This is a genomic window from Alcanivorax sp. (genome assembly GCF_040118815.1).
In the GTDB taxonomy this organism is placed as follows: domain Bacteria; phylum Pseudomonadota; class Gammaproteobacteria; order Pseudomonadales; family Alcanivoracaceae; genus Alcanivorax.
Map to the genome: position 1 here is coordinate 101,325 of NZ_JBEDTC010000015.1, position 19,442 is coordinate 120,766.

At 59.2% G+C, this 19,442-nt stretch carries 14 protein-coding genes; 5 read left to right on the forward strand and 9 right to left on the reverse strand.

Annotated features, from left to right (window positions below; translation table 11 throughout):
* Positions 1–63: 63 nt before the first annotated feature.
* On the forward strand, positions 64–996 hold the full coding sequence (locus ABNH18_RS09690) for a DUF808 domain-containing protein (protein ID WP_349382616.1): 933 nt from the start codon (positions 64–66) through the stop codon (positions 994–996).
* A gap of 70 nt (positions 997–1,066) precedes the next feature.
* Here the strand turns inward: ABNH18_RS09690 and msrB are convergent, their stop codons facing one another.
* Entirely contained in the window at positions 1,067–2,128 is a 1,062-nt protein-coding gene (gene msrB / locus ABNH18_RS09695; RefSeq protein WP_349382617.1) for a peptide-methionine (R)-S-oxide reductase MsrB, read from the reverse strand.
* Positions 2,129–2,273: 145 nt separating this feature from the next.
* Between msrB and ABNH18_RS09700 the strand changes: the two genes are divergently transcribed.
* Positions 2,274–3,146, forward strand: coding sequence for a DNA ligase (locus ABNH18_RS09700; RefSeq protein WP_349382618.1), 873 nt, complete (start codon positions 2,274–2,276; stop codon positions 3,144–3,146).
* Positions 3,147–3,375: 229 nt separating this feature from the next.
* Positions 3,376–4,779 carry a phospholipase D family protein gene (locus tag ABNH18_RS09705; RefSeq protein WP_349382619.1) on the forward strand — a complete coding sequence of 468 codons (1,404 nt, stop codon included), beginning with the start codon at positions 3,376–3,378 and terminating at the stop codon, positions 4,777–4,779.
* Between the two features lie 44 nt (positions 4,780–4,823).
* Here the strand turns inward: ABNH18_RS09705 and ABNH18_RS09710 are convergent, their stop codons facing one another.
* Complete coding sequence (locus tag ABNH18_RS09710) at positions 4,824–6,434, reverse strand: class I adenylate-forming enzyme family protein (RefSeq protein WP_349382620.1); 1,611 nt, start codon at positions 6,432–6,434, stop codon at positions 4,824–4,826.
* A 100-nt stretch (positions 6,435–6,534) separates the two neighbouring features.
* On the opposite strand from ABNH18_RS09710, the gene ABNH18_RS09715 reads away from it, so the two are divergent.
* Positions 6,535–6,990 (forward strand): acyl-CoA thioesterase, encoded by a 456-nt coding sequence (locus tag ABNH18_RS09715; protein ID WP_349382621.1) that lies wholly within the window; start codon positions 6,535–6,537, stop codon positions 6,988–6,990.
* A 70-nt stretch (positions 6,991–7,060) separates the two neighbouring features.
* On the opposite strand, the gene ABNH18_RS09720 is transcribed toward ABNH18_RS09715, so the two are convergent.
* The 6 genes from ABNH18_RS09720 to ABNH18_RS09745 form a co-directional block, all read right to left on the reverse strand.
* Positions 7,061–7,465, reverse strand: a complete 405-nt coding sequence (locus ABNH18_RS09720) for a PaaI family thioesterase (RefSeq protein ID WP_349382622.1) — start codon at positions 7,463–7,465, stop codon at positions 7,061–7,063.
* 98 nt (positions 7,466–7,563) lie between these two features.
* Positions 7,564–8,544, reverse strand: a complete 981-nt coding sequence (locus ABNH18_RS09725; protein ID WP_349382623.1) for an NADPH:quinone oxidoreductase family protein — start codon at positions 8,542–8,544, stop codon at positions 7,564–7,566.
* A gap of 260 nt (positions 8,545–8,804) precedes the next feature.
* A complete protein-coding gene (locus tag ABNH18_RS09730) occupies positions 8,805–11,912 on the reverse strand; it encodes a penicillin acylase family protein (RefSeq protein ID WP_349382624.1) in 3,108 nt (1,035 codons plus the stop codon).
* A gap of 406 nt (positions 11,913–12,318) precedes the next feature.
* Positions 12,319–13,164 (reverse strand): MerR family transcriptional regulator, encoded by an 846-nt coding sequence (locus tag ABNH18_RS09735; RefSeq protein ID WP_349382625.1) that lies wholly within the window; start codon positions 13,162–13,164, stop codon positions 12,319–12,321.
* A gap of 153 nt (positions 13,165–13,317) precedes the next feature.
* Positions 13,318–15,063, reverse strand: a complete 1,746-nt coding sequence (locus ABNH18_RS09740) for an SDR family oxidoreductase (RefSeq protein WP_349382626.1) — start codon at positions 15,061–15,063, stop codon at positions 13,318–13,320.
* Positions 15,063–15,758, reverse strand: coding sequence for a hypothetical protein (locus ABNH18_RS09745; protein ID WP_349382627.1), 696 nt, complete (start codon positions 15,756–15,758; stop codon positions 15,063–15,065). The genes ABNH18_RS09740 and ABNH18_RS09745 overlap by 1 nt, the downstream gene beginning before the upstream one ends.
* Positions 15,759–16,004: 246 nt before the next feature.
* Here ABNH18_RS09745 and ABNH18_RS09750 point away from each other — a divergent pair, with 246 nt between their 5' ends.
* A complete protein-coding gene (locus tag ABNH18_RS09750) occupies positions 16,005–18,311 on the forward strand; it encodes a mechanosensitive ion channel domain-containing protein (RefSeq protein ID WP_349382628.1) in 2,307 nt (768 codons plus the stop codon).
* Positions 18,312–18,517: 206 nt separating this feature from the next.
* Here the strand turns inward: ABNH18_RS09750 and ABNH18_RS09755 are convergent, their stop codons facing one another.
* Positions 18,518–19,363, reverse strand: a complete 846-nt coding sequence (locus ABNH18_RS09755; protein ID WP_349382629.1) for a metal-dependent hydrolase — start codon at positions 19,361–19,363, stop codon at positions 18,518–18,520.
* Positions 19,364–19,442 lie beyond the last annotated feature (79 nt).

Below are 19,442 nucleotides of genomic sequence, written 5' to 3' on the forward strand. Positions count from 1 at the left end.
GGCGGCATTATTTTGTTAGGGATGGTCCCATTGTTGGGGCTGCATTGTTGAAGGAAAAATAACGTGGCTGGAACCAGTTTATTGATGCTGCTGGATGATATTGCAGCAGTGCTTGATGACGTGTCCGTGATGACCAAGGTCGCGGCAAAGAAAACCGCCGGGGTGCTGGGTGATGACCTGGCATTGAACGCGGAGCAGACCTCGGGGGTGCGGGCGGAGCGGGAGCTTCCCGTGGTGTGGGCGGTGGCCAAAGGCTCCATGCGTAACAAGTTTATTCTGGTACCGTCAGCGCTGCTGATCAGCGCCTTTTTGCCTTGGTTGATTACGCCATTGCTCATGCTGGGAGGGGCCTATCTTTGTTACGAAGGGGTAGAAAAGCTGGCGCATAAATTTCTTCATGGTAAGGAAGATGCCCAGGAGCATGAGGAAAAACTCAAGGCCATGGCGGACCCCAATGTGGATCTGGTGGCGTTTGAAAAAAATAAAATTAAAGGTGCCGTGCGAACGGATTTTATTCTTTCTGCAGAAATTATCGTGATCGCCCTGGGGACAGTGCAAGCTGCGCCTTTCATACAGCAAGTGATGGTGGTCAGCGTGATTGCGATTGGTATGACGATTGGCGTCTACGGGCTGGTGGCTGGCATCGTGAAACTGGATGATGCTGGCTTGCATTTGATCGAAACCGCCAGGGAGAGTGGTGGAAAAGCTCGTGAAGCGGTAGGGAGAATGCTGGTGGGATTCTCTCCCAAGTTAATGAAATTTCTGTCTATTGCCGGTACCGCCGCGATGTTTTTGGTGGGCGGAGGGATTCTTCTTCACGGCTTTCCGGGAAGCCATGATGCCCTGCACCATCTGGACGAAGTGATCGCGCCACTCCCTATGGCTGGCCTGCTCGGTGTTATCGCTCCGATGCTGGTGAACTTTGTGGTGGGTATTATCGCCGGTGCTATTTTACTGTTGCTAGTCACCGGTGTGGGCTCATTAAGAAAGCGGTAAGAAACCCCGGGAAAAGCAGCATAAAAAAGTGCGAACAAGAATCCTTGTTCGCACTTTTTTGGCGTTGAATTTACTCAAATAAAGACAGGTATTTTTCGTAGCCTTTTTCTGCCATTTCTTCCTTGGGAATAAAGCGCATGGCGGCTGAGTTCATGCACCAGCGTTTCCCGGTGGGCTCAGGGCCATCACCAAAGACATGCCCCAAGTGGGAATCCGCATAGCGGCTGCGAACTTCCGTTCGGGTAGTGAACAGGGTGTTGTCCTCGTGCACAGTGATAAAGGATTTATCAATGGGCTGGGTGAAGCTGGGCCAGCCGGTGCCAGACTTGTACTTGTCCTTGGACGAGAATAACGGCTCGCCACTGATCACATCCACATAAATACCTGCGGCCTTGTTGTCCCAGTAGGGGTTCTGAAAGGCGCGTTCGGTAGCATCCTCACGAGTAACCTTGTAGGTCAATTCCGGCAGCGATTTTTTCAGCTTATCATCGCTGGGGCGCTCAAAATTATCCGGCCCCTGCCACGAATGGGTAACCCCTTTTTCAAGCCAGGGTCGGTGACTCGGATCTTCCCAGTTCTCTTCCAGGAACTGGTCCCGGCCGGAGCGATAGCGGTAATACTTATACTTGATAGAGTGCGTTTTGTAGTAGTCCTGATGGTAATCTTCAGCCGGATAGAATGTGTCCAGCTTGGTGACCTGGGTAACAATAGGCTTGTCGAAACGGCCACTCTTTTCCAGGGCTTGCCGCGATGCGTCAGCAGTGGCCTTTTCGTCCGCGGTTTGATAAAAAATTTCGCTACGATACTGGGCGCCACGGTCCACAAATTGCCCGTCCGCATCAGTGGGATCAATGTGTTGCCATAACCAGGTCACCAAGTTGGCATAGCTGACCACCTCGGGGTCGTAGATCACCTTTACTGCTTCGGTGTGCCCGGTGTTTCCAGATGCCACTTGCTCATAACTGGGGTTGGCTTCGTCGCCGCCTGCGTAGCCACTAATGGCTTCGCTAACGCCGTCCAGTTGCTCAAAATCGGACTCGGTACACCAGAAGCAGCCACCGGCAAAATAGGCCTCGGCGGCCAAGGACGGTGCGCTGATAACCAGCAGTCCCATTAATGTAATAACTCGCATATTGTTTACCTCCTGCCTGTTGGATGCAGCCGGTCGCGATTTGTTGCAAACCGTTATGGCTTACATAAGCGGTATGCACAAGCGGACAGGGCGTGCGGCCGGGATCTGTCATGGTGCCAGCCTGACATATACAGGGGAGTATGCCGTGAAGAGCAGGCAAGGGTTGGCCATGATTGGCCTGTGGATACTGGCGGGATGGTGCCTGGCGCAACCGCCGGCATTACAGCTGGCGCAGCAGTACGAGCAGGGAGTATCACTGCCTGAATACTGGGTGAGCGAAAAGCTGGATGGCGTGCGGGCTTACTGGGATGGAAAACAGCTAATTTCTCGAGGTGGTCATGTGATAGCGGCTCCGGATTGGTTTGTCCGTGGCTACCCGGCGGTGCCCTTGGACGGAGAGTTGTGGATGGGGCGCGGCCGCTTTTCGGACGTGTCCGCTGCAGTGCGCCGGTTGCAACCTAACGCGCAGGAGTGGCGGCAGATTCAATACAAGGTATTCGACTTGCCGGCCAGTTCGGCACCGTTTTCACAGCGTATCGTCCAGATGAACGCGCTGGCAGCGGCCAGCAGCGCCTACACATTGTCCGTGATCGAGCAGCAGCGCGTGCCCAGCCATGCCGTCTTGCTGCAGCGCCTGGATAAGGTCATGGCGGCAGGAGGTGAAGGCCTGATGTTGCACCATGGGGGCAGTTTTTATCAGGCGGGCCGCAGTGATGCTATTTTGAAAGTGAAGACGCATCAGGATGCGGAGGCCGTGGTGATCGCTTACACGGAGGGGAAAGGGAAATACCAGGGCATGCTGGGCGCGCTGGTGGTACAGCGGCACGATGGCCGCCAGTTTAAATTGGGCACCGGGTTGACCGATAAGCAGCGTGAAGACCCGCCGCCGTTGGGCGCTACGGTGACCTATAAGTATTTCGGCAAAACAGCCACTGGGCTGCCACGCTTTGCCAGTTTTTTGCGAATCAGGCACGACGGGCCAGCGTCGGCTGATCAGGTCGCTCCTGCGTCTCCATGAAGAGATAGCGACATCATGCGGCTTTGTTAGCCCACCCGGTGGAGTGTTGAGGGATAAATGACGTAAAAAGACAAGTATATGCAGCGGTGTTGCGGTGAATTTATGGCACAGTCGTAATGACAGTATATTGGGGTTCTGACTGTATCAGGGTGTTCGCACTGTCTTGGTTACGGTGGGCTTAAGGAGTGGGTAAATCCATGCAAGCGCAAAAGCGAAAAGGGGCTATTTCATGAGCGATGGACCCACTGCTTCATCGCCCACGCCGGTTTCGTTTTTTTCACTGGTCGCAGATAGCGACCAGGCGTTTACCTTGCGTGTCACTCTGGCGCGGATGGCGAAGCGCACGCTGGATGTGCAGTACTACATCTGGGATGACGACACCACCGGCAAGCTGTTGATCTATCGCGTGCTGGAAGCGGCGCGGCGAGGTGTGAAAGTACGTATGTTGCTGGATCATGCCAATCAGCTGGGCCGGGATGTGAAGTGGGCGGCGCTGGATGCACACCCCAATATCCAGGTGCGATTGTTCAATCCGTTCAAGGGGCGCTATAAACATTTTCTGCAGTGGCTGTACCATGCGCCGCTTCTTAACCATCGCATGCACAACAAGGCATGGATCATGGATGGGGAGCGGGCGCTGGTGGGCGGGCGCAACATTGCCGACCATTATTTCGGGGTGAATGCGTCCACCAATTTCCGTGATCTGGATTTGTACGCCCATGGCCCGATCGTGACGGATACTCGTGCTGCGTTTGATGCGTTTTGGCAGAGTCCGCTGGCGGTTCCGATGAAAAGTTACCGCCACCGTACCGAAGCCACGGCGGAACGGGTCTGGCGGTGGTTGGGGCGCTGGCGCACCTCCCTGAAAGGTTATCCGTACCTGTTTCCCCAACACGAAGCGTTTTTTACTGATTACCTGGCCAAACAAGAACGCCTGTGTGTGCAAGCGCCGGCAGTGTTGTTATTTGATAGCCCGGAAAAAGCCAGCGGTGCCAAGCAGACATTGATGGGTGACCAACTGGCCAATTTGCTGGGCCGGGAAGACCACCGTGAATTACTGATGGAAGCCAGTTACTTCATACCCGGGGATGAATTTGTAGAGGCGTTGGCCGGGTTCCGGCGGCGCGGCGGGCGCGCCGCCGTATTGACCAATAGTCTGGCCACCAATGATGTGATCGCCGCCCACGGTGCCTATGCGCGTTATCGTTCCGGGTTGCTGGCGGCGGGGGTGGAGCTGCATGAATTGCAGCCCAATGCCCGGGCGCTGCACCGTCAGGTGCGGCTGTTCAAAGGCCGCTCCCAGGCGAGCCTGCATACCAAGGCCATGGTGCTGGACCGTCGCGAAGTGTTTGTTGGTTCCTTCAATATCGATCCACGTTCGGTGCATCTGAATACCGAAATGGGTTACTACGTGGCGTCGGAGGAACTGGGCCAGCAGGTGGCGGCGTTTATTGAAGAAGGGCTGGCGCCGGAAAACAGTTTTCGATTGTCCCGTGAGAAGGGCCAGTTAACCTGGGTGGCTGATGGCAACGATGGCACCCCGGAAGTTCTGCACCGGGAGCCGCGGGTTAGCATTGGGCGCTGGTTGGCTGCCTGGCTGTTGGCGCGGTTGCCGATCGAGCGGTTCTTGTAGGGCGGCCATCGCCCCGGTGTGTTGGCCGGGGCGATGGATGAGGGTTAGCCCCGCGCCTGTTGTGGCTGTTCCTGCCAGTAGGGATCGCGAAGTTCCCGTTTGAGAATTTTGCCAATGGTACTGCGTGGTAAGCGGTCGCGCTGTTCCAGTGCGGATAGCCGTTGGGCTTTACCCAATTGCTGGTTAGCCCAGTCACAGATTGTGGCCAGCTCGGTATCACAGCCGTCGCGCAGTACCACCAGCCCCAGCGGGGTTTCGCCCCATTGGCGGCTGGGGATGGCGATCACGGCGGCGTCGATCACGTCCGGGTGATTGAGCAGGGCTTTCTCCAGGTCTTCCGCGTAGATGTTGAAACCTCCGGAAATAATCATGTCCTTGCGCCGATCCAGCACCGAGAGAAAGCCGTCACTGTCGAGCCGGCCCATGTCACCGGTGCGGTAGAACACGGCGCCGTCGGCGCGGGTCCAGAGGAGTTCGTCGGTCTTGTCTTCGCGTTTGTAATAGCCGCGCATCATGGCGTTGCTGCGCCCGACGATTTCACCAATCTCGCCTGCCGGTAATGCTTCCAGTGCTTCGTTGATAATGTGGACTTCGCAGCCTTCCCCCGGTTGCCCCACGGTGGCCCATTTGTCCGGGTTTTCAGCACAGTTGAGAACGGTCGAGAGGCCGCCTTCAGTAAGCCCATAGAATTCGACCAGGTTGCCCGGCCAGCGCGCCATGGCATCGGCAATCAGTGGCGCTCGCAGGGGCGCGCTGGTGGAGAATTTCACCTTGAAGCTGCTTAGGTCAAAGCGATCAAACGCCGGGTCATCCAGCAGCCGTTGATACTGCACCGGCACCAACATGGTATGGGTAACGCGGTGTTGTTCGGCCAGTTCCAGGTAACGCTGGCTGTGGAATTTGGCCATGGTGATCAGGGTGCCACCGGCGAACAGGGTGGGCAGCACGCACACCAGGGTGGTGTTGGAATACAGCGGAGTGGAGACCAGCGTCACCGCCTGTGGGTCATAGCCCAGGTCGGTGACCCGTTCCAGTTGGCGGGCGCGCATGCGGTGATCGTGGAGAATGCCTTTGGGCACGCCGGTGGTGCCGGAGCTGTAGATGATGTTGAACGGGTCGTCTGGCTGCGGGTGGTGGTTCGGTGCGCGAGTGTCGGCATCGGCCATCCAGTCATCAAAGGCGCGCCATTCCGGCGCTTGAAAATCCAGGCTGAAGCGGTGGTCTTGGGGAATATTGGTCAGCTCGCCCAGCAGGGGGTCAATCAGGGTACGATGCTTGTCGGAGACGAACAGGAAGCGGGCGTCGCAATCGTTGATCATCAGCGCCAGGGTGTCACCGGAGGCCATGCCGGAGAGCGGCACCATGCAGCCGCCAGCGGCCAGTGTGCCCAGAAAAAGGGTCAGGTAACGGGCGTTGTTTTCGGACAGGCCAGTCACCGTGTCGCCCGGCTGCAGGCCCGCGGCTATCAGCTGATTGGCCACCTGATTAACGTGATCCACCAGTTGCCGCCAGGTGAGCATGCCGCTTTCATCGTACAGTGCCGGCGTGTCGCCTTGGGTGTTTGCCCAGTGCTGCAGGCGTTGGGGAAGCGGGGCAAAGACCTCGTTGTCAATCTCCGGGGCGTAGCGGGGCATGGCAGTGCTGGCGGTGGTCATGGGCTCTCCCTTTATGGAATAGAATTCCGAAAATTAATCGAGCATACTCTTCGGTATGTTTGCTCGCAATACAGCGATTCCACAGGATCAGGTGTGATTTATGGCAGCTCCTTTCTGCTTTCGATTTCGGGTGCGTTATAACGAGTGCGATGCCCAGCAGGTGGTGTTTAATGCCCGTTACGGGGATTACGTGGACATCGCCATGACCGAATTCATGCGTGCCCTGGGGCGGGATTACAGCCAGTTGCTGGCGGCAGGATTGGATAACCAGGTGGTGAAACTGACCACCGAGTGGCAGTCTCCGGCCCGCTTTGATGATGTGCTGGACGTGTTCGTGTCACTGACCCATATGGGCAACACTTCGTTCTCCCTGCAGGCGGATATTCGCCATGCGGACGATGGCCGGGCTATTGCGCACTCAGAAGCGGTGTACGTGATGATGACCACTGAACCGTTCGAGAAAACCCCGGTGCCCGACGACCTGCGCGAGCTGCTGCAGGTGGGAGCGCCGGGGGTGGTGATTGATCAGAGCGGTCGGGGGCTGAGAGCGGGCTGAAAAGGGAATGGGCGGCCGGGCGGCGGAGGCGGTGGGCTTGTGTGGAGCCTGTCTTGGTGGGAGACAGTTTTCAGGCGATGACACTGAAGATGGCACTGGCCCTCGCAATGCGTCTGGCGTCAATATGGAAATAGCAGTTGGCAAAGGCGGTGCTGCGGCCGACCTTCTGCACGTCGGTATGCACTTCGATCCAGTCCCCTTCTTCGGCTTTGCCCACATAATCCATGGTTTGACTGGTCGTCACCATGGGCGTGGGAGGTTCCGTGGAAAACGCTGAGCTGTATCCCATGGCAATATCGGCCAGGGTGCCCAGGACGCCACCGTGAACAATGCCCCTGGCGTTGCAGTGCTTTTTCTCTGCCAGCATGCCGATGACCAGACCGCTTGCTGCTCGTTTTTCGTGGATCGGGCCGAGCAAATCCGTGAAAGGGCTGGTGCGTGAAAGAGGCCCAAAATCTTTAGGTATAGCGCTCATACTAGAATCCTTTCTGGTTAATGGCGTAGGCAGATTGTGTGGTTGAGTGGTCAGCGGCGGAAATGGCTTTGCGGCCATTTCCGCCCTGCGTTGAGCGGTTATTGACCAGCCACGTCCAGTACCACTTTGCCTTTGGCGGTGCGTGAGGTCAGCGCGGCCAGCGCTTGCTCATAGTCCTCGAACTTGAACACCTGACTGATGCGCGGTTTAAGCTTGCCCTGGCCGAACAGCTGGAACAGTTCCATGATGTTCTGCATGTTCACTTTCGGCTCTTGCTGGGTGAACGCGCCCCAGAATACCCCGACGATGGAGCAGCCTTTCAGCAGTGCCAGGTTGGCAGGAATCTTGGGGATGTCGCCGGCGGCGAAGCCGACGATCAGCAGGCGGCCGTTCCAGGCCATGTTGCGCAGAGCGGCTTCGGTGAACTTGTCGCCCACGGGATCGTAGATCACGTCCACGCCTTTCGGGTAACGCTTCTTGAGTGCCTCTTTCAGGTCTTCGTCAGCGTAGTTGATCAGGTCGTCCGCGCCGGCTTCCTTGGCCACTTCCAGTTTCTCGTCACTGCTGGCACAGGCGATTACGTTGGCGCCCATGGCCTTGCCCAGTTCAACCGCCGCTAGACCAACGCCGCCACTGGCGCCGAGCACCAGCAGGGTTTCCCCGGGCTGGATGTTGGCGCGCTGTTTCAGTGCGTGGTAACTGGTGCCGTAGACCATGGAGAAGGCGGCGGCGGTGTGATCGTCCATGCCATCAGGCACCGGAATCAGTCGGTTCTCTGGCACCAGGATTTCTTCGGCAAAAGCGCCGTAACCGGTAAGGCCCATGATCCGCTGGCCGGGTTTGAAGTTTTTCACCCCGTCGCCCACTTCCAGCACTTCGCCGGCCATTTCGCCGCCCGGTGAAAACGGCAGTTCCGGTTTGATCTGGTACTTGCCTTCGATGATCAGGGTGTCAGGGAAATTCAGGCCGGCGGCCTTCACTCGCACCTTTACCTCACCTTTGCCCGGTGTAGGGGATGCAATGTCCTCAATGACCAGCGTGTTGGCTGGGCCCAGTTCTTTGCACAGAATGGCGCGCATGCGTAGCTCTCCCGGAAATCAGAATTTTTATGTGTAGGAGACGCTAACGCCGATGAGTGCATTAGACAAATGCATGGGGTGGATATGGGTGTATGCGGGGAAGTAATGATCGATGGTGGGGATCGTGTAGATGCTGTGCTACCCGAGATGCTTGGCGAGTAACGAGTAACGAGTAACGAGAAGCGAGAAGCGAAAACCAAGCTTGGTAAGATTGGGCTATTGATCTTCGCAACTCGTTACTCGTATCTCGTCACTGGGCTTTACCGGTGCCCGGTGAATTCCACTACCTGCTGGAAGGTCGGGCGGTTTTGCCAGTGGATGGGGGCGACGCCGGACAGTCCGATAGCGCGGTGCTGGATTTGATCCTGGCTTTCGTCCACGTCCCAGCTATCCATGCCGGCGATGCCGCCCAGTTGCTCGATGGCCTGGTTAAGGCTGTCAGCCAGGGCATCGCGGCAGGCGTTACTGTCATCGCTATTCGCACAGCGCAGTTCCCGGTAGGGGTTGGCGCTGGTGCCCAGAGCCTGTTCCAGCACTCGCTCCACGTAGCTGTAGTAACCAAAGTTGTAGGCAGAGCCGCCGGCTGCGGGCTTGTTATCACGATCCATCAACGACAGGTTCTGGCCGTTCACATCCTCCACATCGGTGATTTGCGGTAGCAGGATGTCGATCATCAGCGGGTACCAGGCATCCATCAGGGCCACGGCGGCTTCTTCATCGTAGTCACCACTGCCGTCCCGGTCCCGGCGCATGGCGCCGTTGGCTACCCAGTCGTGCATCAGGCTGATGGCACTGTCTTGGTCGCCGGTAACCGGGGCAGTCTCTAGCAGAGCCAGGGCATGGGGGATGATTTCCTGACCGCGCAGATCCACGGTGGCGGCATCGCCCATGGCTTCCACCATGCGTGCTCGGGTAACGCTGCCTTCCTCCACTAGCTGTTGCAGGCGCACATCGAGGATGCTGTTGCGGTGGGCGGAACCATAGGGGGCATGGGCGTCGGCGGCCCACCAGTCTCGCGCCGGACGGTTGTTCCAGCTGGCCAGGTAGCCACGCTCCGGGTTGCTGGCCTGGGGATGAGCCGCTTGGGGCAGAAAGCCGTTCCAATCGTATTGGCCATTACCCCAGCTGGGCAGTTCCGGGTGAATGCCGTTGGCACGCTGCGGGTAGTCGCCGGAGTGGAAGAAGGCGATGTCGCGATCGTCGATGTAGAACCAATTGAAGCTGCCGGTGGTGTTGTAGAACACGTCGTAGAAGCTCTGCACGTCGTGCACATCATTACGAGAGGCCTGCATGAACGGCAGGGCGGTATCCAGCTCGGCAAAGTAGGTGCTGCGCTGGCGGGTTACCGCCACGGGCAGGCCAGAGACGGTAGCAAAGCCGATCACCGGGCCGTATTCCTCGGTGCGGATGACGCGGCGGCGGACGGTTTCGTTTTGACCGACCGCTTCCGGGTCGGTGGAAGAGGCCAGGTTCCAGCGGGCCACCCATTCTTCGTCGATCACGTCGAAGGGTTTGCACTGGCCGTTGACCTGATAGCCGCCTTCGCCATGGGCGGGGGCCTCGGCGGGCGAGCAACGTTGCACCACGCGCACGTCGGTGAGGTCGGAGCTGCCGGAGGTGGCGCTCCAGGCGAAGTCAGGGCCGCGGCCGATGACCACATAGGGCAGGCCGGTGAAGGTCATGCCACGGGTGTTGATGCCACCCCCGTGAATAGCCATTTCGAGCAATAGTTGTGGCACAAAATAGCTGGTCTGCGGGCCGAACACGGCCAGCGGCTGGCCACTGGCAGAGTGCTCGCCATTGAGCAGCAGGGCGTTGGACATCGCGCTGGGGAAGCCATCGCGCAGGCCGCTGATGCCGGTTTGGATGCCGGCAATGCGTTGCAAAACCTGCTCGCGTTGTGTCTTGTCCAGGCTGGCATCGGGCTGCCCAGTGTCACCAAGCTGACGGATCTGTTGGCTCAGGGTGGCCCATTGCGCGCCCAGTTGGGCGCCATGGTCATCCAGAAACGACAGCGTCAGAATGCCGCCTAGCAGATCCCCCACGGTGTCCAGCAGGCCGCCGACCACGCCGGTGCCGGGCAGGGCGGGTACATTGCCCAGTGCTTCAGGACATTGGGGCTGACCCGGACGTCCGCAGGGTTCATGGTCAAGCGGTTGGTGGGCCTGGAAGGAGCCCGCGTCGAACATCACCGCGCCGGGGAACTGGCCGGCCAGCTCACCGCTCAGCGGGCACAGGTCGGGCAGAGTGGGCGGTGACTGGGTGGCGAAAGAGCGAGTGGTGGTGACCGAGGATTCTGAATCCAGGCCGTTGCGCAGGTCTTTCCATAATGCGCAGGCGCTTTCCGCGCTGCCGGTTTGTTCTTCCAAAGCCTGCAGTAACAGCACGTTTTTGTGCTCGTTACCGCCGCCGCCGGCGAAGATGCCCTGAATCAGGGTGGCGATGGCGACCACGTCTTCAATCACGAAGGGTTCCAGTTGCACGCCCAGCGCCACGTATTCCACCGGCACCTGCAGTAGCCCGCTGCGCGCGTCGGTCACGTACTGGTTGAGGCCGGCCACATAGTTGGTGGCGTCTTCGAAGACCTGAGCGCCGTCGTCACCAAAGCGCGCCACGGTCTTGGCGATCATGGTGGTGCGGTCTTCTTCTCGATAAGGCGCATCTACGGCAATGTCCTGATCGAAGGAGAAATCTGCCGGACCGAGAAAACGGGACAGTTCGCCACGACCGGCGCGGCGCAGTACGTCGAGCAGAAACAGGCGGTCGGCGGCGGTCACATAGCCCACGCCGAACAGGGCGTCGCGGCGGGCGTCGCCGAAAATATGTGGCACGCCATAGCTGTCACGTTTGATGTCCACCTGATAACCGGCGGCGTCCAGGGTCAGCTCACTTTCCCAGTTACCGGTGTCAGGGCCGAGTAACGGAGCGGCCTTGAAGTAGTCGGTTAACTGATCGTCAGTGATCCCCGGTTCGCTACGCACCAGGGCGTCGTAGAGCCCCAGTTGATCATCGAAGTGAGGTTCCTTGGTCAGCGCGGGGACCAGCCCGGTTTCCGCCACCAGGTCATCCAGCAGGGTACCGACCAGATCGCCCAGGCCGGGGATGTCGGCGGTAAGGCTGCTGAGCCCGCCGATATCATCCTGGCCGGGTGGCAGGATGTTAAGCACGGTGCCGTAATCTGCGTAAGGGGCAGAGACGTTGGCGGGGCGGTCCGCGGGCGTTTCGGGCGGCGTTTCAGGCTCCGGTTCCGTGGGTAGGTTGGGGGTGGGGGTGTTGGCTACGGGGGCGGGGCTGCTGGAGCCGCCGCCTCCACAGGCACTGATCAGGCTGGCGGCAAGCAGCGCGGTAATGACGAATCCGGGTTTCATGGTGCTCTCCTCGGGACTTTATTGTTTTAGTGCGGGGGTTGCGCAGGGTATGGAGAGGGCGCATTTTTTCGCACGGTCGTCCCAAGATTGGCATTCCCGTGGGTATGGGGGGAGAGGCGGCAACAAAACAGAAAGAAAAGCCTACTTAACGCAAAAATAGCTACGAGCTACGAGCTACGAGCTACGAGTCGCGGGTGAGGGTGTCAGGGTCGGACAGGATGTGCCCGCGATTCCGGGAATGAGCTACAAGCCACAAGCCACAAGCTTCAAGCTGCAACGCGGATCAGGCCGGGGATTTTGAAAGACAGTACCCGCGCATCCAGGTAATTGCGCGGGAACTGAGGCGCAGAACAGGAAAATCTGTCTCGCGCTTTGTAGCTCGAAGCTTGTGGCTTGCAGCTGCTTTTCAGCCCTTTTCTTCCATATGCGCCAGCACGTTGGCCAGGCGGTCGACGAGGATCTTGTTGATGCTTTTTTCCAGCACCCGGCCCAGTTCATCGCTGACCACGGCATCGGCCAGTGGGCGGATGCGGGTGATGAAGTCGGCCAGTTTGGGCACGTCTTCGCCTTCGGGAAGGGCTTCGTCGCCGTATTTTTCGTCCACCAGGTGATGGATGATCATGCCGATGAAGCGCTCGGCCAGCTTGTCCACTTCCTCGCGGACCAGGCTCACATGGGTGAGTACCGCGTCCAGCGGGACGCCCGCTTCGCTGAGTTCCTTGCCGGCGTTGTAGACGCGCGGGAACGGCAGGCGCAGGCGCATGCCTTCGGGAATGATGTAGCCGAGTTTGACCGCCTTGGTCATCACTTCCGGGGTGATGTCTTCACCGAAGTCATCAAGCAGATCCTGGTAGTCCACGTAGGAGGGGACGCTGGGGGTCTGCCACGAGGTGACGGCCACTTCCAGGCCCAGGATATCGTTGAGCTCACGGCCCTGTTCCCAGGCGCTGAGCAAATCGCGGATATTGTTGAGGGTGTAACCGCGTTCCAGCAGGGCGCCGATGATTTTCAGGCGGGCCAGATGTACATCCGTGTAGATGCCCGTGCGGCCGCGTTTTTCCGGGGGCGGCAGGATGCCGCGGTCCTGGTAGGCACGCACATTACGCACCGTTGAGCCGGCTTCGCGGGCCAGTTCGTCGATGGTGAATTCCTTGTGGTCGCCGTTGTCAGCCGGGGCCTGTTGTTCTGCCGGCTGAGTGTATTTTTTCAGGCTGCGCAGAATCGCTGCGGGATTACGGTCACTGGTTTTCATGTGGCGATGATAGCCCCCTTTTTGTACTGGGGCTAGAAGGGGAAAGAGACGCGGCACGCAATATGCCGAATGCCTGAAGCCTGAGGCCGGACGGTTAAACATACCCGGGGTTTTGATTGTTGGTGTCTGGCACCAGGCGTCTGGCGTTTTCTTCTATGGCGTCATATCCACTTGTGCCAGATTGCGGGCGAGGGAGGGTGTGAAGCGCCCCAACCATTGCATCCCGAGAGCTTCTGGGCTTACGGGAACCACCGCGCGATTTTTCTCTACCGCCTCGACGATGGCTTGAGCCACCCGGTCGGGGGTAAAAGCTCGTCGCTGGTACAGCTTTTCAGCGCTTTCCTGGCGACGGCTCTGCTCGTCATCGGCGACGCCCACAAAGCGAGTGTTACGGGTAATGGGAGTATTGATGATGCTTGGGCAAATGGCGCTGACGCCAATGTTGTGTTCCGCCATTTCCGCGCGCAAGCACTCGCTAAACATCAGTACTGCACTCTTGCTGGTGGCATAGGCGGGCAACGTGCGCGAAGGCATAAAGGCGGCGGCCGACGCGATGTTGACGATATGCCCAGCGCGGCCTTGATCAATCATTTGGCGAGCGAATAGCCGACTACCATGAATGACACCCCACAGGTTCACGCCCAGCACCTGTTGCCAGTCCTTCACACTGGTGTCGAGCAGTGAGCCGGAAAGGCCGATGCCGGCGTTATTGATCAAGATGTCCGGGGCGCCCAGTTCCTTTTCCACGTAGTTGGCCAGGGCCTCCATGGAGCGGGTGTTGCTCACGTCGCATTTGCGGCTGAGCGCGTCGCCGCCTTCACGGACGATGATGCTGGCGGTGCTGGCGGCGGCCTCGGCATTGATGTCAGTGCACAGCACCAGCGCGCCCCGGCGGCCAAAGGCCAGCGCGGTTTCGCGGCCGATGCCGGAGCCGGCTCCGGTAACCACAACGCGCTTGCCGCTGTCCGGGCCTTTCGAGTTTGTGCCGGTGATTTCGCTGCGTTGCAGTGGGCCGCTGGCAGGGGCGCCGTCGATGTGTTGAATAAACTCGCGGATCCAGTGGGCGGTCACGTCCGGGTGTTGCAGTAAGGGACCCCAGTGGCCGCAATCCAGCTCCCGGCGCCACAGTCGATCGGTCCACAGATGCAGGTCTTCAAGCATGGCAGGGCGTACATAGTTATCTTCGCGGGCAACGATCAGTTGCACCGGTACCTTGGTATAGCGTTCCCGGGGCTTGAGCAAGGAGGGGCGCATGTTGGCGCGGTACAGTTCGATGCCGTGAATGCCGTCCTGTTGCTGCGTGGCGCTGGCTTCGCTGTGCAGGTTTTCGCTGCGGCGCAGTAATTGGGGCCAGGCCTTGGCCAGCCCAACTTTCCACAAAGCCGGCGCCAGCACCGGTAATTGAAAGGCGCCGATATACCAGGAATGGGCGAGCTGATTGAGTACGGTGCCAACTTTCTGTTCGCGCAGCCGGGCTTTCATCCAGTGCCCCACGTGATCCAGGCAGGGGCCGGACAGGGTGGTGTAGGAGGCAATGCGTTGTTCCGCGCCGGGGTCGGTCACTGATTCCCAGGTTTGAATGGAGCCCCAGTCGTGGCCGACCAGGTGGACTTTCTCATTGGGACAAACTGCATCCATCACCGCATGCAAGTCGTCACGGAGCTGGCGGAGCTTGTAGGCCGCTCGACCCTTTGGAATAGAGGAATTGCCGGCACCGCGGACATCATAGGCGACCACTTTGAAATCCCGGCTGAGCCGTTCTGCCACTTTTTCCCAGACATGATTTGCGTCGGGATAGCCGTGAACCAGTACTACGGTGGGGCTCTTGTCGGAACTCCAGGTTCGCACGGCCAAATCAACGCCATCACGGCTCACTTTGCTGTCGCGCCACTGCACCATCAGGCTGCTTCCTCTTGCTTGTGGTTATTGCCGTTATTGTTTGTGTCGAGCAGGTGCGCCGGGGTGTCGGTTAGCCAGCGCGGCCCCTGATCGTCCATCAGCAGGAATTCACTGCTGCCGACGCTGTGCGTACCGTCGCTCAGGGTCAGCTGCCATTGCCACAGGCCGGGTATCAGTGGCCCTTCGCCGATGCGGTTGCCCTCCGGCAGGGTGCCGGTGAGCGGCACCAGACGGTAGTGCTGGCGCAGGCCGGTGAAGCGGTCTGCAAGCTGCTGAGGCGTCTCTCCACTGTCCAGTGCCAGCGGCAGTTGATCGCGATAGTCGCGCAGGCGACGGTGTAACGGCGCCAGTTGAACGGTGTCGGGGCCGCTAAGGCAGGCTTTGGCGGCGTAGCCGTTTTGCACCGCATCGCAACGCAGTATATAGCCCATGCCGATCCGGTAACGGCGCTTTGCCGGTCTGTTCAGGCCAAAGCGACGGCGGGTGGGTTGGGCTGTAAAGCGCGCCTTGGGTGGCCGGGCGGGATCGAATAGTTGGTGCGCACGCAGCCAGTCGCGGATCAGCAGTTCGCAATCCTGTTCAGTCATGCCGGGTTGCAGTGATGAAGCAATAATCTGCAGCCCTTTGTGGGCGTGGTGCCAGGCAGCGAGATAAGGCGCCAGAGCCTGCGAATCCGGGGTCCAGAATGCGTTCATGAACGCCTCCGCCAAGTGTTATTGGAATGGAGTCCGATAATTACAGTGCTCAATGTCATGGTCAACCGCTGTGACTGGCATTCTCACCGGGTTGGCGGCTCCCCAGGGCCAACCCGGGGCGGAAATCGACGGTAAATCCTTCGCGCAATCTTCACATTTTTTGGTGTCTGACTTGTTAGGGTGGGCGCCTGAATACGCTTCAAATCGTGCATTTTGCCCGGCGATGACCGGGATGAGGAGATCAGTTTGCGCCATCAACCCCAGGCGTTTCGCGGCCTGACAGCCCTTATTACCCTTTTGCTCATGCTCTTCACCGCAGCGGCCCACGCCCAGGAGGCCGCTCAGCCAGCGGCAGCTGCCCCCAGTGAATATTCTGAGCTGGCGGATCTGCTGGAAAATGACGCTAGCCGCCAGGTATTGATCGATCAGCTGCGTGGCGTGCACGCGTCAGCCCAGCCTGAACCGCTGGGGTTGGACGGTGAAGTGCCCGCCGCTGAGATTGCCGCCCAGGCGCCCAGCGGGCAGACCGCCGAGCAAGTTTCGATGGCTCGCCGCATGGCGGCGGCTACCGGTAATCTGGCCGGTGATATGGGGCGCCAATTTGCGGCGCTGGGGGCCTTGGTATCGGGCTGGTTTGACGGCGATGCTGTTGCCAGTGACGCGACGGCGGCGGCTACGCCGGTGGACATGAAAACGGTCATCGCGGCCTTGCTGAATCTGGCAATTCTGGTGGTGGTCACCTTTGTGGTGTTCTGGTTGCTGCGCAAGGTGGTGGGGTCGGCTTTTGCCCGTCTCAGTGCCTGGGCCCGGGCCGGTTCGGAAAAGTTGGCGATCCTGCGCACCATGGTGGCCGTGGCGGTGGCAGCCTTGCTGGATATTATCGTGGTGGCGTTGGCCTACCTGGCCGGCAGCTTTGTGGCGCCACTGCTCACCGAACAGCTGGGCGCGGATGCTACCCGGTTGTCGCTGTTTCTGAATGCCTTCCTGCTGGTTGAGCTGGCTAAGGCGGGCCTGCGGATGTTCTTTTCCTCTCGCTATGAGGGCTTGCGGTTGCTGCCGGTGGCGGCGGAGCAGGCGCGCTACTGTAACCGTTTTCTGGCCCGTGAGGCCGGTTTGATCGGCTACGGCATGCTGGTGTTGGTGCCAGTGCTGAACTTCAACGTGTCCCCGTCTCTGGGCAGTGGTGCCGGGACGGTGATCATGCTGGTGGCTTTGGTGTATGCGACGGCGGTGATCTGGCGTAAACGCCAAGTGCTGCGTGAGGCGCTGACACAGCGGGCCAATGCCGGATCCGGGCCAATTCGCTTGTTGTTACTGTTGCTGGCGCGTACCTGGCACTGGTTGGCGTTGGCCTACGCGTTGCTGGTGTTTACCGCGACCGTACTGAACCCGGAAACAGCGTTGCCGTTTGTGGCGCTGGCGACGCTGGAGACTTTGATCTATGTGGGCTTGGGCCTGCTGGTGTCGGTGGCGCTGGGGCAGCTGATTGGTAAGGAAATCCAGTTGTCGGAACGGCTTAATGCCAGCATGCCTCGCTTGCAGGCTCGGGTGAATACCTATGTGCCTACCGGCCTGAAAATCATCCGGGCACTGATTCTGGCGCTGGTAGTGGTGTTGTCGCTGGATGCCTGGGAGCTCTATGACCTGGCGGCCTGGTATGCGACTACGGCCGGTGCGCAAACTGTATCCGCGCTGATTGATATCCTGCTGATTCTGGCGCTGGCGGCGGCGGTCTGGATTGCCCTGGCCAGCCTGGTTGAGCATAAGTTCAGTCCCAGCGAAAACAGTACGCCGGCACAGGCAGCACGCGGTGAGACTTTACTGGGGCTGTTCCATACCACTCTGGCCATGACCATCATCATCATGACGGTGATGATCGTGCTCTCTGAAGTGGGCGTGGATATCGGTCCGCTGATTGCCGGTGCGGGCGTGTTGGGCCTGGCCATTGGCTTCGGCGCCCAGAAGTTGGTGCAGGATGTGATTACCGGCGTGTTTATTCAGCTGGAAAATGCCATGAACACTGGCGATTTCGTTGGCGTTGGCGCCCACTCCGGTACCGTGGAGCGGGTAGGTATCCGCTCGGTGGCCTTGCGTGACTTGTATGGCACCTACCACATTGTGCCCTTCTCCTCGGTGGATGCGGTCTCCAATTACACCCGCGAGTACGGCAACCATGTGGGAGAGTACGGGATTGGCTACCGGGAAAGCATCGACGATGCCATCGTCCAGCTTGAGGCCGCGTTTGAAGCGCTCAAGGAAGGCGAGCACAAGAATAATATTCTGGCGCCCATGACCGTTGCAGGGGTTACCGCCCTGGCTGACAGCTCAGTGAATATCCGTGTGGTGATCAAGACCACCCCGGGTAACCAGTGGGCGGTGGGTCGTGCTTTCAATCGACTGGTGAAGATCTACTTCGACAAGGCCGGCATTGAGATTCCCTTCCCGCATACCACCCTGTATTTCGGTGAAGACCGGGAGGGTAATGCGCCAGCGGCGAATGTCCGCCTGGCGGACGATCGAGTGGTGTCCACACAAGAGGGCAACCACGAGTAATCCCCGGGTTGGGCTTATAAAAAAAGCGTCTGCAATTGCAGGCGCTTTTTTCGTTATGAACTGGGTGGTCGGGCGGCGCTTTACGCAACGTTTGTCCATGTCGCATGAAGTATGCCGTGGCCGCAGAACGGCAAAAAAAAGGGCCGGCAAAGTGCCGACCCTGAAAGTCACCGGAAAAGGGAGAGCTCGGTGAATGGAAAAAGGGGTTAGGCGGCTTCCTCTGTGAGCAGGTCGCCGAGCAGGGCCTCGACGTTTTGCAGCTGCTCGCTGTTGTCGTGATCCCATGGATGGAAGCCGGGTTTGAACCAGTCAAACCAGGGTTTGGTGATGTTCAGGAAGATCCCTTTGCGGCCCCAGGTGTGTTTGGCCACGGCCCGCCAGCCTTTCAGGTCGGTCAGGCCGCCCTTAATCCGCACGTTGTGCAGGTAAAAAGGGATGAACAGGGCAAAGAAGATGCCGGTGGCGGCTACCAGGGTGCCGCTGCGCAGCGCGTAGGCACCCAAGTTGCTGTCGTCGCCGATTACGGTGCGGTACACGTCGAAGGCCACGGCTTTATGTTCGGTTTCTTCCAGCGCGTGCCAGTTCCAGATGGCCTTGTAGCCTTCATCGGCTCCGTCCATGATCTCGGGCAGGTCCAGCAGGCCGCCGCCGAGAATGGCGGTCAGGTGTTCCAGCGCCACGGTGGCGGCCAGTTGAAAGGCTTTGGGGCTGTATTGCTGGGCGGCACCAAGCAGCTTGGCAACGAACGCTTCCTGGGCATGCAGTGGAATACCGGCCTGGGCCACGAAGTCATTGTATTCTTCGTGCTCACGGCCGTGCATGGCTTCTTGACCGATAAAGGCAGTGACTGCCTTTTTCAGTTCTGAATCGGTAATCTGGTCGCGATAGTGGCGGACGCTGTCGATAAAGAAGCGCTCACCCACCGGGAAAAACAGGCTCATGGTATTGAGGAACTGGCTGACATTCAGGCCGTCCCGGTGCCAGGTGAGTGCCTTGGCCGGGTTCAGGTTGAATTTCAGGTTGCGGCGTATGGGCAGAATCGAAATCGCCATTATGCGTCCCTCCGTAACTGTGACATCGTTCAATGATACAATCGATGTGTGCAGCATCAAGAACTTTTCATCGGGAAAT

Excerpts from the sequence above, each read along its gene's own strand:
- msrB (WP_349382617.1), bottom strand. The coding sequence starts at position 2,128 with ATGCGAGTTATTACATTAATGGGACTGCTGGTTATCAGCGCACCGTCC.
- ABNH18_RS09705 (WP_349382619.1), top strand. The coding sequence starts at position 3,376 with ATGAGCGATGGACCCACTGCTTCATCGCCCACGCCGGTTTCGTTTTTT.
- ABNH18_RS09710 (WP_349382620.1), bottom strand. The coding sequence starts at position 6,434 with ATGACCACCGCCAGCACTGCCATGCCCCGCTACGCCCCGGAGATTGAC.
- ABNH18_RS09715 (WP_349382621.1), top strand. The coding sequence starts at position 6,535 with ATGGCAGCTCCTTTCTGCTTTCGATTTCGGGTGCGTTATAACGAGTGC.
- ABNH18_RS09720 (WP_349382622.1), bottom strand. The coding sequence starts at position 7,465 with ATGAGCGCTATACCTAAAGATTTTGGGCCTCTTTCACGCACCAGCCCT.
- ABNH18_RS09725 (WP_349382623.1), bottom strand. The coding sequence starts at position 8,544 with ATGCGCGCCATTCTGTGCAAAGAACTGGGCCCAGCCAACACGCTGGTC.
- ABNH18_RS09730 (WP_349382624.1), bottom strand. The coding sequence starts at position 11,912 with ATGAAACCCGGATTCGTCATTACCGCGCTGCTTGCCGCCAGCCTGATC.
- ABNH18_RS09735 (WP_349382625.1), bottom strand. The coding sequence starts at position 13,164 with ATGAAAACCAGTGACCGTAATCCCGCAGCGATTCTGCGCAGCCTGAAA.
- ABNH18_RS09740 (WP_349382626.1), bottom strand. The coding sequence starts at position 15,063 with ATGGTGCAGTGGCGCGACAGCAAAGTGAGCCGTGATGGCGTTGATTTG.
- ABNH18_RS09745 (WP_349382627.1), bottom strand. The coding sequence starts at position 15,758 with ATGAACGCATTCTGGACCCCGGATTCGCAGGCTCTGGCGCCTTATCTC.
- ABNH18_RS09755 (WP_349382629.1), bottom strand. The coding sequence starts at position 19,363 with ATGGCGATTTCGATTCTGCCCATACGCCGCAACCTGAAATTCAACCTG.